15 protein-coding genes are annotated in these 15,618 nt (G+C 69.7%); 9 read left to right on the plus strand and 6 right to left on the minus strand.

Annotation, left to right across the window (positions count from 1 at the left end):
• Positions 1–189: 189 nt before the first annotated feature.
• On the plus strand, positions 190–477 hold the full coding sequence (locus ADK36_RS21695) for a DUF397 domain-containing protein (protein ID WP_048586152.1): 288 nt from the start codon (positions 190–192) through the stop codon (positions 475–477).
• 108 nt (positions 478–585) lie between these two features.
• Here the strand turns inward: ADK36_RS21695 and ADK36_RS21700 are convergent, their stop codons facing one another.
• A complete protein-coding gene (locus ADK36_RS21700) occupies positions 586–1,092 on the minus strand; it encodes an ATP-binding protein (protein ID WP_048586113.1) in 507 nt (168 codons plus the stop codon).
• A gap of 354 nt (positions 1,093–1,446) precedes the next feature.
• On the opposite strand from ADK36_RS21700, the gene ADK36_RS21705 reads away from it, so the two are divergent.
• The 5 genes from ADK36_RS21705 (at position 1,447) to ADK36_RS21725 (ending at position 6,376) form a co-directional block, all read left to right on the plus strand.
• Positions 1,447–2,271, plus strand: a complete 825-nt coding sequence (locus tag ADK36_RS21705) for a helix-turn-helix domain-containing protein (RefSeq protein ID WP_053198687.1) — start codon at positions 1,447–1,449, stop codon at positions 2,269–2,271.
• Positions 2,272–2,402: 131 nt separating this feature from the next.
• Positions 2,403–3,863 (plus strand): aldehyde dehydrogenase family protein, encoded by a 1,461-nt coding sequence (locus tag ADK36_RS21710; RefSeq protein ID WP_053198689.1) that lies wholly within the window; start codon positions 2,403–2,405, stop codon positions 3,861–3,863.
• Between the two features lie 48 nt (positions 3,864–3,911).
• Positions 3,912–4,553, plus strand: a complete 642-nt coding sequence (locus ADK36_RS21715; protein ID WP_048586116.1) for a PadR family transcriptional regulator — start codon at positions 3,912–3,914, stop codon at positions 4,551–4,553.
• Between the two features lie 99 nt (positions 4,554–4,652).
• Positions 4,653–5,618: an ATP-binding cassette domain-containing protein gene (locus tag ADK36_RS21720; protein WP_048586117.1), complete on the plus strand. Its 966-nt coding sequence runs from the start codon at positions 4,653–4,655 to the stop codon at positions 5,616–5,618.
• The gene (locus ADK36_RS21725) at positions 5,615–6,376 is read left to right on the plus strand and encodes an ABC transporter permease (RefSeq protein WP_048586118.1); all 762 of its coding nucleotides are present in this window, start codon (positions 5,615–5,617) and stop codon (positions 6,374–6,376) included. Before ADK36_RS21720 ends, ADK36_RS21725 begins: the two co-directional genes overlap by 4 nt.
• Before the next feature lie 30 nt (positions 6,377–6,406).
• Here ADK36_RS21725 and ADK36_RS21730 read toward each other — a convergent pair whose 3' ends face one another.
• Together ADK36_RS21730 and ADK36_RS21735 are read right to left on the minus strand one after the other, a co-directional pair.
• Positions 6,407–7,819, minus strand: coding sequence for a glutamate decarboxylase (locus tag ADK36_RS21730; protein WP_048586119.1), 1,413 nt, complete (start codon positions 7,817–7,819; stop codon positions 6,407–6,409).
• Between the two features lie 37 nt (positions 7,820–7,856).
• A complete protein-coding gene (locus tag ADK36_RS21735; protein WP_048586120.1) occupies positions 7,857–9,137 on the minus strand; it encodes an ion channel protein in 1,281 nt (426 codons plus the stop codon).
• 110 nt (positions 9,138–9,247) lie between these two features.
• On the opposite strand from ADK36_RS21735, the gene ADK36_RS21740 reads away from it, so the two are divergent.
• Positions 9,248–10,009 (plus strand): MerR family transcriptional regulator, encoded by a 762-nt coding sequence (locus ADK36_RS21740; protein WP_048586121.1) that lies wholly within the window; start codon positions 9,248–9,250, stop codon positions 10,007–10,009.
• 27 nt (positions 10,010–10,036) lie between these two features.
• Here ADK36_RS21740 and ADK36_RS21745 read toward each other — a convergent pair whose 3' ends face one another.
• Positions 10,037–10,402 (minus strand): YbjQ family protein, encoded by a 366-nt coding sequence (locus ADK36_RS21745; protein WP_030052798.1) that lies wholly within the window; start codon positions 10,400–10,402, stop codon positions 10,037–10,039.
• 135 nt (positions 10,403–10,537) lie between these two features.
• On the opposite strand from ADK36_RS21745, the gene ADK36_RS21750 reads away from it, so the two are divergent.
• Positions 10,538–11,443 (plus strand): DedA family protein, encoded by a 906-nt coding sequence (locus ADK36_RS21750; protein ID WP_048586122.1) that lies wholly within the window; start codon positions 10,538–10,540, stop codon positions 11,441–11,443.
• A 126-nt stretch (positions 11,444–11,569) separates the two neighbouring features.
• Here ADK36_RS21750 and ADK36_RS21755 read toward each other — a convergent pair whose 3' ends face one another.
• Together ADK36_RS21755 and ADK36_RS21760 are read right to left on the minus strand one after the other, a co-directional pair.
• A complete protein-coding gene (locus ADK36_RS21755) occupies positions 11,570–13,201 on the minus strand; it encodes a threonine/serine ThrE exporter family protein (protein WP_048586123.1) in 1,632 nt (543 codons plus the stop codon).
• A 131-nt stretch (positions 13,202–13,332) separates the two neighbouring features.
• The gene (locus ADK36_RS21760; RefSeq protein WP_048586153.1) at positions 13,333–13,824 is read right to left on the minus strand and encodes an inorganic diphosphatase; all 492 of its coding nucleotides are present in this window, start codon (positions 13,822–13,824) and stop codon (positions 13,333–13,335) included.
• Between the two features lie 79 nt (positions 13,825–13,903).
• Here ADK36_RS21760 and dacB point away from each other — a divergent pair, with 79 nt between their 5' ends.
• Entirely contained in the window at positions 13,904–15,529 is a 1,626-nt protein-coding gene (gene dacB / locus ADK36_RS21765; RefSeq protein WP_199830223.1) for a D-alanyl-D-alanine carboxypeptidase/D-alanyl-D-alanine endopeptidase, read from the plus strand.
• Positions 15,530–15,618: the final 89 nt, after the last annotated feature.

Consider the following 15,618-nt stretch of genomic DNA (forward strand, 5'->3'; position numbering starts at 1 on the left):
CGTCTGTTCCAGTGCACGAGGGTCCGATCCCGCATGTGATGCGATCCCCGGGGCAGGCGCTGGAACGCACACAGGCCCCCATACGTCACAGGAGTAACCGCAGGAACACCCCGCGTGCACGTGCATCTGCTCATGCAGCTGCACGTGAACAGAGCTATGATCCGGAAGCGATTGCTACCGCATCACCTCATGCCTTATTTGGCCCTGAGCCACCGCACCACCGGGGAGCGACCTGTGGACCACGACGTGTACAACGGCATGGCGGCCACGGATCTGAACGGGGTGGCCTGGCAGAAGAGCAGGCACAGCAACTCGCAGGGCTCCTGCGTGGAGTTCGCGCGACTGCCCGGCGGTGACGTGGCGGTACGCAACTCCCGCTTCCCGGACGGTCCGGCGCTCGTCTACACCCGCGCCGAGATCGAGGCGATGCTCCTCGGCATCAAGGACGGCGAGTTCGACCACCTGGTCGTCGGCTGACCGCGTCACGGCCGGGGGAGTCCCAAAGCAGGGCAATCAACACACGCGCGTCGCCCACCACCCGGGCAACGCGCGTAGAACCCCTACGTCAGTGAACCCCGCACTTCCTCATTCCGCCGAAGCCGACGCTGCGGCGGGCCCCTGCGGCTGGAGCCGGAACAGCGCCCAGACCACCTTCCCGCTCAACGACCCCGCGAGCGGCTGCCACCCCCAGCTGTCACTGAAGGAGTCGACAAGGAACAGCCCCCGCCCGGACTCCGCCGAGAAGTCGTCGGAATCGCGTGCGACCGGACTGTCATGGCTGGGGTCACGCACCGCGCACACCAGCCGCTCCGTCCACCGCATCAGATGCAGTCGCACAGGCGGCGGCGCCTGCTCGCACTCCCGCTGCGCCCCCGCCGGCAGAGCGTGCCGCAGCGCATTGGTCACCAACTCCGACACGACGAGACACACATCGTCGAAGCGCTCGCCCAGCTCCCACTGGTCCATCGTGCGGCGCGTGAACTTCCGCGCCTCACGCACTGCTTCGTAGCGGGCGGGCAGCGCGCAGGAGGCGGCGTTGGAGACGGTTGCGGGATCCAGCGGAGGAAGGCCCTGCCGTAACGGCTCGAGCATGGTCGATCCATTCGTCCCCATGCGAGGCACTCCCGAGAGTTCGCGGTCGTTGCGATGCAGCGGTTGCGCGGGACCATGGTTTCGGATGCGCAGGGCAGATGCAAGGGCAGATGCACGTGCACGTGACCGAATTGAACGTTCCCGTACCGCTTGTTGGCCATTTTTTCCGCCAACTTCAGTCCCTCTCCTTGTCTTCTCCTCACCCCTTCCTGAGAGGAATCCTTGTCTTCTTTCCATCTCTGTAATCGGACGAGTACAGCTCGAAGTGATTTAGTGGCAGACTGCGGGCCCTGAAGACGGTTGGGGAGGCTGGCGAACGTGAGCGCGGGAGAGCCCGGATCGGTGGTGCGGCGCATGCTGCTCGGCTCGCAACTGAGGCGACTGCGGGAAGCGCGCGGGATCACGCGCGAGGCGGCGGGTTACTCGATCCGGGCCTCCGAGTCGAAGATCAGCCGGATGGAGCTGGGCCGGGTGAGCTTCAAGACGCGAGACGTCGAAGACCTGCTGACGCTCTACGGAATCACCGACGAGCAGGAGCGTGCCTCACTTCTCTCCCTCGCCCGCGAGGCCAACGTCGCGGGCTGGTGGCACAGTTACTCCGACGTCCTGCCGAGCTGGTTCCCCACCTACGTCGGCCTGGAGGGCGCGGCCAGCCTCATCCGCGCCTACGAAGTGCAGTTCGTGCACGGCCTGTTGCAGACGGAGGCGTACGCCCGCGCGGTCGTCAAGCGCGGCATGAAGGGCGCGAGCGCGGCCGACGTCGAAAAGCGCGTGGCGCTGCGCCTGGAGCGGCAGAAGTACCTCCTCGACGACGGCGCCCCCGAGTTCCACATCGTCCTGGACGAGGCCGCCCTGCGCCGTCCGTACGGCGACCGCGAGGTGATGCGCGGCCAGCTCCAGCACCTCATCGAGATCTCCCAGCGGCCCAACGTGCGGCTTCAGATCATGCCGTTCAGCTTCGGCGGCCACTCCGGCGAGTCCGGCGCCTTCACGATCCTCAGCTTCCCCGAGTCCGACCTCTCCGACGTCGTCTATCTGGAGCAGCTCACCAGCGCGCTCTATCTCGACAAGCACGAGGACGTCACCCAGTACGAGAAGGCGCTGAAGGAGCTCCAGCAGGACAGTCCGGGGCCGGACGAGAGTCGGGATCTTCTCCGGGGACTCCTTCAACTCTCTTGAAACGCAAGTACGATGACGTGTGATCAGACCGTGAAGACGATCAAGGCCGATCAAGCCCGATCAAAGGGATCAAGGCGATCAAGGCGTCCGTGATCAGTCGAGCGGGTGTCCGCTAGGGATTGAGGGATCACATGTCGTCCTACTTCACCGACCTGGCTCAGCAGTACATCGGCGGTGAGTGGCGCCCGGGCTCAGGCTCCTGGGACATCATCGACTTCAACCCGTACGACGGCGAGAAGCTGGCGTCGATCACCATAGCCACGGTCGACGAGGTGGACGACGCCTACCAGGCGGCCGCCCGAGCCCAGAAGCAGTGGGCCGCGACCAATCCGTACGCCCGACGCGGCGTCTTCGAGAGGGCGCTGCGCCTGATAGAGGACCGCGAGCAGGAGATCGCCGAGGCGATCATCGCCGAGCTCGGCGGCACCCGGCTGAAGGCGGCCTTCGAACTCCACCTCGCCAAGGAGTTCCTGCGCGAGGCGATCCACCTGGCGCTGCGCCCCGAGGGCAGGATCATCCCGTCGCCGACGGACGGCAAGGAGAACCGCGTCTACCGGGTTCCGGTCGGCGTCGTGGGCGTGATCAGCCCCTTCAACTTCCCCTTCCTCCTCTCCGTCAAGTCGGTCGCCCCGGCCCTGGCGCTCGGCAACGCCGTCGTCCTCAAGCCGCACCAGAACACCCCGATCTGCGGCGGCACCCTGGTCGCGAAGATCTTCGAGGACGCGGGCCTGCCCGCCGGTCTCCTCAACGTCGTCGTCACGGACATCGCCGAGATCGGCGACGCCTTCCTCGAGCACCCGATCCCGAAGGTCATCTCCTTCACCGGCTCCGACAAGGTCGGCCGCCACGTCGCCACCGTCTGCGCCTCGCTCTTCAAGCGCTCGGTCCTCGAACTCGGCGGCAACAGCGCGATCGTGGTCCTCGACGACGCCGACATCGACTACGCGGTCGACGCGGCGGTCTTCAGCCGGTACGTCCATCAGGGCCAGGTCTGCATGGCCGCGAACCGGGTCCTCGTGGACCGCTCGGTCGCGGACGAGTTCACCGAGAAGTTCGTCGCCAAGGTGAGGACCCTGAAGGCCGGCGACCCGCGCGACCCGGAGACCGTCATCGGCCCGGTGATCAACTCGTCCCAGGCGGACGCGCTCTCGGCGGTCGTCGAGCAGGCGATCGCCGAGGGCGCGACCGCCCTGGTGCACGGCACGACGACGGACAACCTGGTCGAGCCCTCCGTCCTCACGAACGTCCCCGCCGACTCGGCCCTGCTCCAGCAGGAGGTCTTCGGCCCGGTCGCCTTCCTCGTCCCGTTCGACGGCGAGGAGGAGGCCGTACGCCTCGTCAACGACACCCCGTACGGTCTGAGCGGCGCCGTCCACACGGGGAACATCGAGCGGGGTGTGTCCTTCGCCAAGCAGATCGACACCGGCATGTTCCACGTGAACGACGGCACCGTCCACGACGAGCCGATCGTCCCCTTCGGCGGCGAGAAGCACTCCGGCCTCGGCCGCCTGAACGGCGAGACGATGCTGGACGCGTTCACGACGATCAAGTGGATCTCGGTGCAGCACGGCAGGAGCGGGTTCCCGTTCTGAGGCTTGCCGGCTGCTCCTGCCGGAAACCGAGGTCATAACCTGGACCGCATGTCAGCGATCCGTCTCCTCGTGCTCGGCGCGGTCCGTATGCACGGCCGCGCCCACGGCTACCAGGTGCGCAACGACCTGGAGTTCTGGGGCGCGCACGAGTGGTCCAACGCCAAGCCCGGCTCGATCTATCACGCCCTGAAGCAGATGGCGAAGCAGGGACTCCTGCACGCCCACGAGATCGCGCCGTCCACGGCCGGCGGCCCGCCGCGCACGGAGTACGAGCTCACCGAGAAGGGCACCGAGGAGTACCTCGGGCTGGTGCGCCAGTACCTCACGGCCTACGACCAGAGGCCGGACGTACTCACCGCCGCGCTCGGCTTCATGGTCGACCTGGACCGTGAGGAGGTCCTCGGCCTGCTTGAGGAGCGGGTGCGCAGCATCGAGGACTGGCGCAAGGCCGTCACCGAGTACTACACGCCCGAGGAGGGCCCCGGCCAGCTCGGCCACATCGGCGAGATCATGAACTTCTGGGTGCACTCCGCCGACTCCGGCGCCGAGTGGACCCGCGGCCTCATCGCACGCATCCGCGGCGGCGCCTACACCTTCTCCGGGGAGGGGGATCCGTTCGTCGGGATCCTCGCCGAGGACCAGGAGAACCCGTACGCGACGGGGGAGCGGCATCCCGGGGACAGCCGCTGATCGAGAACGTCGCTAATCAAGTTTGACTAATTGAGGGTCCGGGTACTAGCTTCGATCTGTAGATCTGTAGTCAAGTTTGACTAGCTAGGGGGGGTATCGGTGGCCGACACGGCGATCACCGTCGAAGAGGCACGCAAGAAGTACGGCGGCAAAGCCGGCGGATACGCACTGGACGGGCTCGATCTCACGGTCGCGCGCGGCACCGTGCACGGAGTACTCGGCCCGAACGGCGCGGGCAAGACGACCCTGGTCAGGATCCTGGCCACTCTTCTGCGGCCGGACAGCGGCCGCGTCGAGGTGGCCGGGCACGACGTGGTGCGCCAGGCGTACGAGGTGCGCCTGCGCATCGGACTGCTCGGGCAGCACGCGGCCGTGGACGAGGAGCTGGGCGGCCATCAGAACCTGGAGATGTTCGGCCGCCTCCACCACCTCGGCGCCCGCCACGCGCGCGTGCGCGCCGACGAGCTGCTGGAGCGGTTCGGGCTCGGCGACACCGGCCGCAAGCCGGTGAAGCAGTACAGCGGCGGCATGCGCCGGCGACTGGATCTGGCGGCGTCCCTCATCACCGACCCGGAGGTGCTCTTCCTGGACGAACCCACCACCGGCCTCGACCCGCGCGGCCGCACCGAGGTCTGGTCCGCGGTCCGCTCCCTGGTCGGCGGCGGCACCACGGTCCTGCTCACCACCCAGTACCTGGAAGAGGCCGACCAGCTCGCCGACCGCATCTCGGTCGTCGACGCCGGCCGCGTCATCGCCGACGGCACGGCGGACCAGCTCAAGGCGCTGACCGGCGGCGACCGCATCGACGTGGTGCTGCGTGACGCGGGTCAACTGGGCGCGGCCGTCGCCCTGCTGCCCGTACCGAAGGACGACGTCTGCGTCGACCCCGACCGGCGCCTGCTCAGCGCACCGGTCACCGACCGGATGGCGGCGCTCTCCGGGGTCGTACGGGCCCTGGAGGAGGCCGGAATCGAGGCGGAGGACATCGCGCTGCGCCGGCCGACGCTGGACGAGGTGTTCCTGCACCTCACCGGAGACGACCACCGAGTGAAGGAGCCCGCATGAGCGCGCACACCTACGCCCTGACCGACTCCTGGACCATGACCCGCCGCGAACTCGCGCACTGGGCGCGGCAACCCGTGCAGGTCGTGGTCAACCTGCTCTTCCCCGTGATGCTGCTGCTGATGTTCGGCTACCTCATCGGCGGCGGCCGGGGCGTCCAGGGCTCCTACATCGACTACGTCCTGCCCGGCATGCTCGCGCTCACCATGGCCTTCGGCCTGGAGGGCACGATGATCGCGGTCACCCAGGACCTCAACAAGGGCGTGGTCGACCGCTTCCGGTCGATGCCGATGGCCAACGGGGCGGTCCTGGTGGGCCGTTCGGCGGCCGACATGCTGCAGTCGGCGCTGGCCGTGTTCGTCCTCATGGGCGTCGGGTACGCGCTGGGCTGGCGCGCGGACGGCGGACCGGGGGCCTTCCTGGGCGCCGTGGGACTGCTCCTGCTCTTCCGCTTCGCCATGCTGTGGATCGGCATCCACCTGGCGCTGGTGGCGGGGAAGCCGGAGATGGTGCAGGCGGTGCAGATCCTGGTCTGGCCGATCGGCTTCCTGTCCAACGCCCTCGCCCTCCCCGGGACCATGCCCGGCTGGCTGGGCACGGTCGTCGAGTGGAACCCGATGTCGCACACGGCGACCGCCGTGCGGGACCTGTTCGGCGGTACGGGCACGGAGCACGTGCCGGCGGCGATCGTATGGCCGCTGGCGCTCCTGGCCGTGTTCTTCCCGTTGGCGGTACGGCGGTTCGCGCGCCTGAGCCGTTAGCAGCCGTCGGGGGCCGCCCGGCGACAAGCCCTAGTGGTGGAAGCCGGTGGCCGCGCCCTTGTCCCGCGTCAGGGGCTGCGGCTGCCGGCGCAGCTCCGGCAGCAGCTGGCTCAGGTCCTCCACGAACAGCTCGCCGAGATCGGCGGAGAAGCCGTTGCGGCAGACCACCCGCAGGACGGACAGGTCCTCGCGGTTCGCCGGGAAGGTGTACGCCGGGACCAGCCAGCCGTTCTCACGCAGCCGCCGGGAGACGTCGAAGACGTCGTAGGCCGTCACCTCCGGCAAGGTCGTGAAGGCGAACACCGGGAGCTCGTCGCCCCGGGTCAGCAGCCGGAAGTCGCCGAGGGCCGCCACGCGGTCGGCGATGCCCAGGGCGACCTCCCGGGTGGTCTGCTGCACGGCCCGGTAGCCCTCGCGGCCGAGGCGCAGGAAGGTGTAGTACTGCGCGACCACCTGGGCGCCCGGCCGGGAGAAGTTGAGCGCGAAGGTCGGCATGTCGCCGCCCAGGTAGTTGACGCGGAAGACGAGCTCCTCGGGCAGGGACGCCCTGTCCCGCCACAGCGCCCAGCCGACCCCGGGGTAGACGAGCCCGTACTTGTGCCCCGAGGTGTTGATGGAGACCACTCTCGGCAGCCGGAAGTCCCAGACCAGGTCCTCGTCCAGGAAGGGCGCCACCATCGCGCCGGACGCGCCGTCGACATGGACCGGGACGTCGAGGCCGGTGCGCTCCTGAAGTTCGTCGAGGGCCGCGCACAGCTCCGCGATCGGCTCGTAGGAGCCGTCGAAGGTGGAGCCGAGGACGCCGACGACCCCGATGGTGTTCTCGTCGCACAGCGCGGCCGCCGCCTGCGGATCGAGATGGAAGCGGTCGCCCTCCATGGGGACCTGCCGGGCCTCCACCTCCCAGAAGTTGCAGAACTTGTCCCAGCAGACCTGGACGTTGACGCCCATGACCAGATTGGGGCGGACGTCGTGCGCGGGATAGCGGTCGGCGTTTCGCTGCGCCCACCGCCGCTTGAGCGCCATCCCGGCGAGCATGCACGCCTCGCTCGACCCGGTCGTCGAACACCCCACGGCCGCCGACGGGTCGGGCGCGTTCCACAGGTCGGCGAGCATCGCCACACAGCGCCGCTCCAACTCGGCGGTGCGGGGGTACTCGTCCTTGTCGATCATGTTCTTGTCCCGGCACTCGCCCATCAGGACCCCGGCCTGCGGCTCCATCCAGGTGGTGACGAAGGTGGCCAGATTCAGCCGGGAGTTGCCGTCCAGCATCAGCTCGTCGTGGACGAGCTGGTACGCCGTCGAGGGCGACATGGGAGCGTCCGGCAGCCGGTGCTTGGGCGGGGCCTCCGTCATGCCGCCGACCGGATTCGCCTCCCCGTAGAAGGGGTTGACGGACAGCGTGCGCTCGTCGGGCCCCTCGGGACCCTTGTGTAGCGGCATGGGCTCTCTCCTGGGTCTCCTGAGGGATCGGTGCGGGTCAGCGGACCGGGGTTCCGTCGGCGCGCAACTGCATCTGGGGGCGCCCCGTGACCAGCAGCCAGGCCGGCAGCGAGGCCATGCACAGCAGGGCGATGATCGTCGGCGAGGCCACCAGCACGGCGGCCGTGAACAGGCTCACCCAGCCCTGCCGGGTGATGGCGAGGAGCACGCCCAGCACGCCCGCGGCGACACCGACGGCGGGATGGACGGCGGGCACGAGGGCGTGGGCGCACAGTCCGAGGGCGGCGCCGACGAACACGGCCGGGAAGATCCGCCCGCCGCGGAAGCCGCAGGACGCGGCGACGAGCAGCGCGGCCAGCTTCACCACCGTCATCGTCGCGAACTCCCCGGCCGACCAGCCGTCGGGATCGGCCGCGATCTCCCCGACCTCGTCCAGCCCCTTGAAGAGCGTGAGATGGCCCCCCAGCGCGGCGAGCAGGCCCAGCACCAGCCCGCCGACCGGAAGGGCCACCATGGGATGCCCCAGCCGGGTGAACGCGCCGTGGACGTACGGGAAGGCACGCACGGCACACATGCCGAGCAGCGCGGCGACGGATGCGACCACCAGCGCCGCCAGCAGATCGCCCCAGCCGGGCTGCCCGAAAGCGGGTAGATGCAGATCGAAGCTCGGATGGGCCACCAGAGTGGTCGTCAGCGAGCCCGCGGCGGCGGCGACGAGCGGCGCGAAGACGTTGTCCCACAGCGCCCCCTTCAGCTGCCGTCCGGCCAGGGCCTCGGAGAGAAGAAGCGCCGCCGCCACCGGAGTACCGAACAGGGCGCCGATCGTGGCTGCCTCCGCCAGCGCAGCCCAGAGGCCGCCCGGCGCCCGGGGAAGCAGCCGCCGGCCCAGCCAGAAGGTCAGAGCCACGTTCACGGCGATGATCGGGTTCTCGGGGCCGAGACTCGGCCCGCCCGCGAGCATCAGCGCGGTCGCCAGCAGCAGCCCCGGCAGCACGGCGAGCGGCAGCACGGGAGCGTCCAGTCCGGTCGTGGCCGGGTCGGGCCCGGCGTGCCCCGGCACCTTCCACACCACCAGGCCGACGGCCACGCCGGTGGCGGTGAGCATGACGATCATCCACAGCACGGAGTACCGGCCCACCCCCAGCGCGTCGGGCAGGTTCCGCCACAGCACGTCCTGGAGCTCCTCGGCCGCCGACTCCACCCCGAGAAGGAGCAGACTCGCCGCCACGCCCACCACGAGAGCGGGGAGGATCAACGGCAGCAGTGCCCGGGCCGGGGTCGCCGGGGCGGGTAACGGCTGCACGGTGTCCTGGGCCACGGGCCCACGATAAACGGGCAAAACGGGCGCTACATCCGGAGAGGAAACCGGCTTGCACCTCACGCCACGTGAGGGCTCACCGTGGAGTGCGTACGACGAAGGGAGCGGAAGTGAGCTACTCCGTGGGACAGGTCGCCGGTTTCGCCGCGGTGACGGTGCGCACCCTGCACCACTACGACGACATCGGCCTGCTCGTACCCAGCGAGCGCAGCCACGCGGGCCACCGGCGCTACAGCGACGCCGACCTCGACCGGCTGCAACAGGTCCTGTTCTACCGAGAGCTCGGCTTCCCGCTGGAGGAGGTCTCCGCCCTGCTCGACGATCCGGCCGTGGACCCGCGCGCACACCTGCGCCGGCAGCACGAGCTGCTGACCGCCCGGATCGAGAAGCTGCAGAAGATGGCGGCGGCCGTGGAACACGCCATGGAGGCACGCAAGATGGGGATCAATCTGACGCCGGAGGAGCGGTTCGAGGTGTTCGGGGACAAGGACCCCGAGCAGTACGCCGAGGAGGCGGAGCAGCGCTGGGGCGGCACCGAGGCGTACGCCGAGTCACAGCGCCGCGTCGCCACCTACACCAAGGAGGACTGGAAGCGTATTCAGGCCGAGGTCGACGACTGGGGCCGGCGGTACGCGGCCCTCGTGGCGGCCGGCGATCCGCCGTCCGGCGAGGCGGCCATGGACCTCGCCGAGGAACACCGGCAGCACATCAGCAGGTACTACTTCGAGGTCCCCTACGAGATGCACCGGTGCTTCGGCGAGATGTACGTCTCCGACGAGCGCTTCAAGGCGTTCTACGACTCCATGCACCCGGGGCTCGCCGAGCACCTGAAGGACGCGATCCTCGCGAACGCCGACCGCCGCACCGCATGAGGGTCCTGGCCCGGGAGCCCGTACGGCTCACTCCCGGGCCAGGACCACCGCCGTCCCGTAGGCACACACCTCGGTGCCCACGTCGGCAGCCTCCGTCACGTCGAAGCGGAAGGCCAGCACGCCGTTCGCGCCACGCGCGCGTGCCTGCTCGACGAGCCGCTCCATGGCCTGGTTACGGGTCTCCACGAGCGTCTTGGTGAGCCCCTTGAGCTCACCGCCGACCAGTGACTTCAGGCCGGCGCCGATCTGGCTGCCCACGTGCCGGGAGCGCACGGTCAGCCCGAAGACCTCGCCGATGACCTCTGTGACGCGGTGGCCGGGGACGTCGTTCGTGGTCACCACCAGAACGTCTGGTCGGGGTCCCTGTCCGCCGCCGAACTCTTCGATGCCCATGAATCACAGCTTTGACCCAGCGGAGGCACAGTGCATCCTGAGGGGGTCCATGGAACCTGGGCGGCCAGTGCAGCGTTGATAATTTGACCAGCCAGCTTCAGCCCGCCGCCCCCTCCCCGCAGGAGCCACAATCCCGTGACCACGCTTGCGCTCGGCCCCGAGTGGCTCAGCCCGGACTATCTGATCGAGACCTTCAGCCTCCCCGGCATCCTGCTGATCGTCTTCGCCGAGTCCGGCCTCTTCGCGTTCCTGCCCGGGGACTCCCTGCTGTTCACGGCGGGTCTGTTCGTGGCCGAGGGGAACTACATCACCCAGCCGCTGTGGCTGGTCTGCACCCTCATCGTCCTGGCCGCCGTCATCGGCGACCAGGTCGGCTACATGATCGGCAAGTTCTTCGGCCCGAAGCTCTTCAACCGCCCCAACTCCAAGCTCTTCAAACAGGAGAACCTGGAGAAGGCACACGAGTTCATGGAGAAGTACGGCCCCAAGGCGATCGTCCTCGCCCGCTTCGTGCCGATCGTGCGCACCTTCGCCCCCATCGTGGCGGGCGCCGGCCGCATGAAGTACGCCACCTTCCTCACGTACAACGTCATCGGCGGTATCGCCTGGGGCACCGGCGTCACCCTTGCGGGCTACTGGCTCGGCCAGATCGACTTCATCAAGACGAACGTCGAGGCGATCCTCATCCTGATCGTGTTCGTCTCCGTGGTGCCGATCATCATCGAGTTCCTGCGCGAGCGCGCCAAGAAGAAGCGCGCGGCGGCCGAGAACCCGGCCCCCGCCCCGGTCCAGCAGCAGCACATCATGATGGACGACGCGACGACCCAGCTCCGCCGCATCCCGTCCGACGACCAGCCCCAGCCCCAGCAGCAGTACGGCGACCAGGGCAACCAGGGCCACCAGCAGCAGTACGGCTACGACCAGCAGTACTACGGCCAACAGCAGCCCCAGCAGCAGCCGTACGCCGAGCAGTATCCGCAGGGTTACGGCCAGCAGCAGCCGTACGGCAACCAGCAGTACCCTCCGAACCAGGGCTACTGAAGCGCCGCCGCCCCCGAAGGGGCGGGGCTGTATCGATATGCGGCTCCGCCGCGTGGGCGCGACAAGCCACACACAACCCGTAGCCGCCGCCGGACGGAACTCCCCGAGCTCATAGGCGTCCGGCGTTCAGAATCCCCGCGTCCGCTTGGCGGCCCGCCGCTTCTCCGGCGACCCGATCCGCAAGAACATCCGCGAGATCTCAGCACCGAGGTTCACCCCGATGGCAATGGCCATGGCCAACGACGCGGCCGTGGCCAACGACACCAGCCCCTTGTTCACATCGTTCTGAGCGATCGCCAGCAGCCCGAAGTACGTGGCGGAACCCGGCAACAGGGGCCCGATCGCCGCAGTCGTGTACGGCAACGCCGACGCGAACCGGTACCGCGCCATCAACTGCCCGAACAGACCCACCAACCCGGCAGCGACGGCCGTAGAGGCGACCGGCGAGAACTCACCGGCGTAGTGCATCGCGCCGTACACCACCCAAGCGACACCCCCGTTGAGGGTCACGGCGAGCACGGTGGACCGGTCCTGCTGGAGCAGCACCGCGAAGGTCAGCGACAGCAGCATCGACGCGCCGATCTGCCAGTACGGCCGCTCGGAGGCGTGCAACGCCTCGTCCGGGGTGAGTTTGGCACCCAGATTCACGCCGAAGTACAGGATCACCAGCACGCCGATGACGATGCCGACGAAGAAGTACATGACCTCGAGCAGCCGCGCGGCAGCGGTGATGTAGAAGCCCGTCAGTCCGTCCTGGACGCCCGCCACCAGCGCCCGCCCGGGCAGCAGCGCGAACAGCCCACCGGTGATGACCGCCGACGCCTTCACGTCGACGTGCGCCAGCGTCAGCGCGACCCCTATCGCGGCCGGCGGCATCGCGGCCACCGTGAACTGGTAGAACTCCGGCAGCCCGCGCCCCGCGCACAGCCACGCCAGCCGGTCGCCGAGCATCGCGCCCAGCGCCGCCGCGACGAACACGATCAGATCACCGCCGACCAGCACGGAGGCCGCCCCCGCGAGCAGCCCGCTCGCCGAGGTCAGCACCCAGGTCGGATACGGGTGACGGTTGCGGCGGATCTCCGCGAGCCGCCCGTAGGCCTCCTCCAGGGAGATGTGGCTCTCCGGGTCGCTGAGGTCGTCGACGAGCTGGTACACGGCGGCCAGGCGCGTGTAGTCGGTGCCGCGCCGCCGTACCGTACGCGACGCCGACACCGGATCGTCCACCAGCGACGGCTGGTACGAGATCGACAGCAGGGTGAACGTGACGTTCGGCTCGCAGCGGTCCAGGCCGTAGGACCGGCAGACCGCGAACATCGCCGCCTCGACGTCCTCCGCGCCCTCGCCCCCCGCCAGCAGCAGTTCGCCGATACGCAGGGTCAGGTCGAGCACGCGCGGGACGGCCGGGCCCTCCTCCTCCGCCCTCGGCATCCGCTCCGGCGCGGGCCGCTCGGCCACCGGCATGCGCAGCATCGTCCGCATCCGGTCCTGCCAGGGCAGGTCCTTGGTCAGGCTGATCCGCGGTATGCCGCCGGCGGGCGTGAAAGCGGGCGCGGCGTCCTCGACGCTGTAACCGCTCGGGGTGCTGAACGCCGATCCCTCGGGTTCCTGGACAGGCGGATGCGGCACGTCCAGCCCCTGGGGGAGGGCGAACTCGGACGTGGTCTCCGACTCGCTGTCCCCCACCTCGACGCCGGCGGGCGGGATGAACGCCATCCTCGCCTCGTCCGACTGCGGCTTGCGGTCCTCCGCGTCCGTCACGTGCGCAGCACTCCCTGTACGACACCTCCTGCCGCACTCAGTATGCGCACAGACACGCGAACGGGCTGCACGCGCACGCGTGCAGCCCGTTCACATGGCTGAGAGCCGACGCCTGGCTCGGAGCCGGTGGCTCAGTGGCCGCCCTGCTCCTTGAAGCGCTTGTACGACCGCTCGATCTCGATCTCCGCGTCGGTGCGGCCCACCCAGTTGGCGCCCTCGACGGACTTGCCGGGCTCCAGGTCCTTGTACACCTCGAAGAAGTGCTGGATCTCCAGGCGGTCGAACTCGGAGACGTGGTGGATGTCACGCAGGTGCTCCTGGCGCGGGTCCGTCGCCGGCACGCACAGCAGCTTGTCGTCGCCGCCGGCCTCGTCCGTCATCCGGAACATGCCGATCGCCCGGCACTTGATGAGGCAGCCCGGGAAGGTCGGCTCGTCCAGGATGACCAGCGCGTCCAGCGGGTCGCCGTCCTCGCCGAGGGTGTTCTCGACGAAGCCGTAGTCGGTCGGGTAGGCGGTCGAGGTGAAGAGTCGACGGTCCAGGCGGATCCGACCGGTCTCGTGGTCCACCTCGTACTTGTTCCGCGAACCCTTCGGAATCTCGATCGTGACGTCGAACTCCACCGGTGGCTCCTCCATGATCAGCACATAGTTCTGGTGGTTAAGTGTCCCTCACGCAGGTGTGTGATCGCGAAAGGGGCTGGTGGTCGTGCCAGAGCTGAGGCCGTGGCGAGCCGCGAGACCGCATGTGGCGCGGGTCGCGGGCGTCGTACGACCCCGACTGGCACGGGTCGCGGGCGCCGTACGGCCACGTCTCGCACGCGCCGCGACGGCCGCGAAACCGCAGGTCGTACGGCTCGCGCGAGCCGTCTCCCCACAGGCCGCGCGGACACCCAAGCCCAGGACCTGGCAGTACACCGCGGGCGCCGCCACCGCCGGACTGGCGCTGGCCGCCGCGGTGGTGACCGCCGCAGGCCCCTGGGACTCCACCGGTCAGCGTACGGCCGAGCGGGACCGGGCGGCCGCCCAGGAGCGCACGGGTGGCGCAGATCACGGCCGTAGTTCCGATACGTCCGATACGGCCGCCGAGGCACCCCGGCCCGCCCCCAGCGCGGCCTCCGTCCTCCCTGGCCTGGGCGGCGGAATCGGCACCGTGCGGGCCGCCCCGAACGGCAAGGCCCTGGCCGGCCTCCTGGGTCCGCTCCTGGACGCCCCGGAGCTCGGCGCCCGCAGCACGGCGGCGATCGTCGACGTGGCCACCGGCAAGCGCCTCTACGGCGAGCATGCCTCCGAGCCGCTCACCCCCGCCTCGACGACGAAGATCGCCACCGCCGCGGCCGCCCTCGCCGCGCTGGGCCCCGACCACCGCCTGACCACCCGCGCCGTCCTGGAACCCGACACCGGGGAACTGGTCCTGGTCGGCGGCGGCGACCCCACGCTGACGGCCCGCAAGGACGCCGAGGGCTGGGCGAGCCTGCGCGAGCTGGCCGACCGGACGGCCCAGGCGCTGAAGAAGCGGGACGTACGCGAGGTCACCCTCTCGTACGACAAGACGCTCTACGCCGGACCCGAACTGCACCCCATCGGAGACAACCCCAACCTCGCCCCGGTCAGCGCCCTCATGGTCGACGAGGCCCGTACGAACGACTCCACCAGCGGGCCGGTGAAGCGGGTGGAGGACCCGGCGAAGGACGCGGCGGCGCAGTTCGCGGCCCTTCTCGCGGACCGCGGCATCAAGACCACCGCGCCCGGCCCGTCCAAGGCGACGAACCGGGCCGAGTCGCTCGCCGAGGTCACCTCACCGCCGCTGTCCTCCGTGGTCGAACGCATGCTCACCAACAGCGACAACGACATCGCCGAGCACCTCGCCCGGCAGACCGCCGTGGCGAGCGGCGCGCGCCCCGACTTCGACGGCGCGGGCGAGGCGATCCGGGACCGGCTGAAGAAGCTCGGGCTTCCGGTGTCGGGCACCGACTTCAAGGACGGCAGCGGCCTCAACCGCGACGACAAACTCACGGCGGACCTGCTCACGGCCCTCCTGGCCAAGGCGGCCGACCCGGCCCACCCCGAACTCCGCCCGGTCCTGACCGGCCTCCCCGTGGCCGGCTTCACCGGCACCCTGAGCAGCCGTTACACCGATGGCGCGGCCGGCGTCGTCCGAGCGAAGACCGGCACCCTGAACGGCGTGAACTCCCTGGCCGGCACGGTGGTGGACCAGGACGGCCGCCTGCTCGCCTTCGCGTTCCTGTCCACGGGCGGGAACACGGAGGCGGCCCGCGCGGCACTGGACCGGACGGCGACGGCACTGGCGTCCTGCGGCTGCGGCTAGCTCTCCCTCGCCGTGCCCAGTACCCCACCCGTAACGCCGAGCACCCTCCAGATCCACCGCCGCCCCACCCACCCCTACGGCCTGCCCCA

Source organism: Streptomyces viridochromogenes, assembly GCF_001270495.1.
In the GTDB taxonomy this organism is placed as follows: Bacteria; Actinomycetota; Actinomycetes; order Streptomycetales; family Streptomycetaceae; genus Streptomyces; species Streptomyces viridochromogenes_A.

Coding starts and splice junctions, on each gene's coding strand:
- ADK36_RS21695 (WP_048586152.1), top strand. CDS start 190: ATGCCTTATTTGGCCCTGAGCCACCGCACCACCGGGGAGCGACCTGTG.
- ADK36_RS21700 (WP_048586113.1), bottom strand. CDS start 1,092: ATGCTCGAGCCGTTACGGCAGGGCCTTCCTCCGCTGGATCCCGCAACC.
- ADK36_RS21705 (WP_053198687.1), top strand. CDS start 1,447: ATGCTGCTCGGCTCGCAACTGAGGCGACTGCGGGAAGCGCGCGGGATC.
- ADK36_RS21710 (WP_053198689.1), top strand. CDS start 2,403: ATGTCGTCCTACTTCACCGACCTGGCTCAGCAGTACATCGGCGGTGAG.
- ADK36_RS21715 (WP_048586116.1), top strand. CDS start 3,912: ATGTCAGCGATCCGTCTCCTCGTGCTCGGCGCGGTCCGTATGCACGGC.
- ADK36_RS21725 (WP_048586118.1), top strand. CDS start 5,615: ATGAGCGCGCACACCTACGCCCTGACCGACTCCTGGACCATGACCCGC.
- ADK36_RS21730 (WP_048586119.1), bottom strand. CDS start 7,819: ATGCCGCTACACAAGGGTCCCGAGGGGCCCGACGAGCGCACGCTGTCC.
- ADK36_RS21745 (WP_030052798.1), bottom strand. CDS start 10,402: ATGGGCATCGAAGAGTTCGGCGGCGGACAGGGACCCCGACCAGACGTT.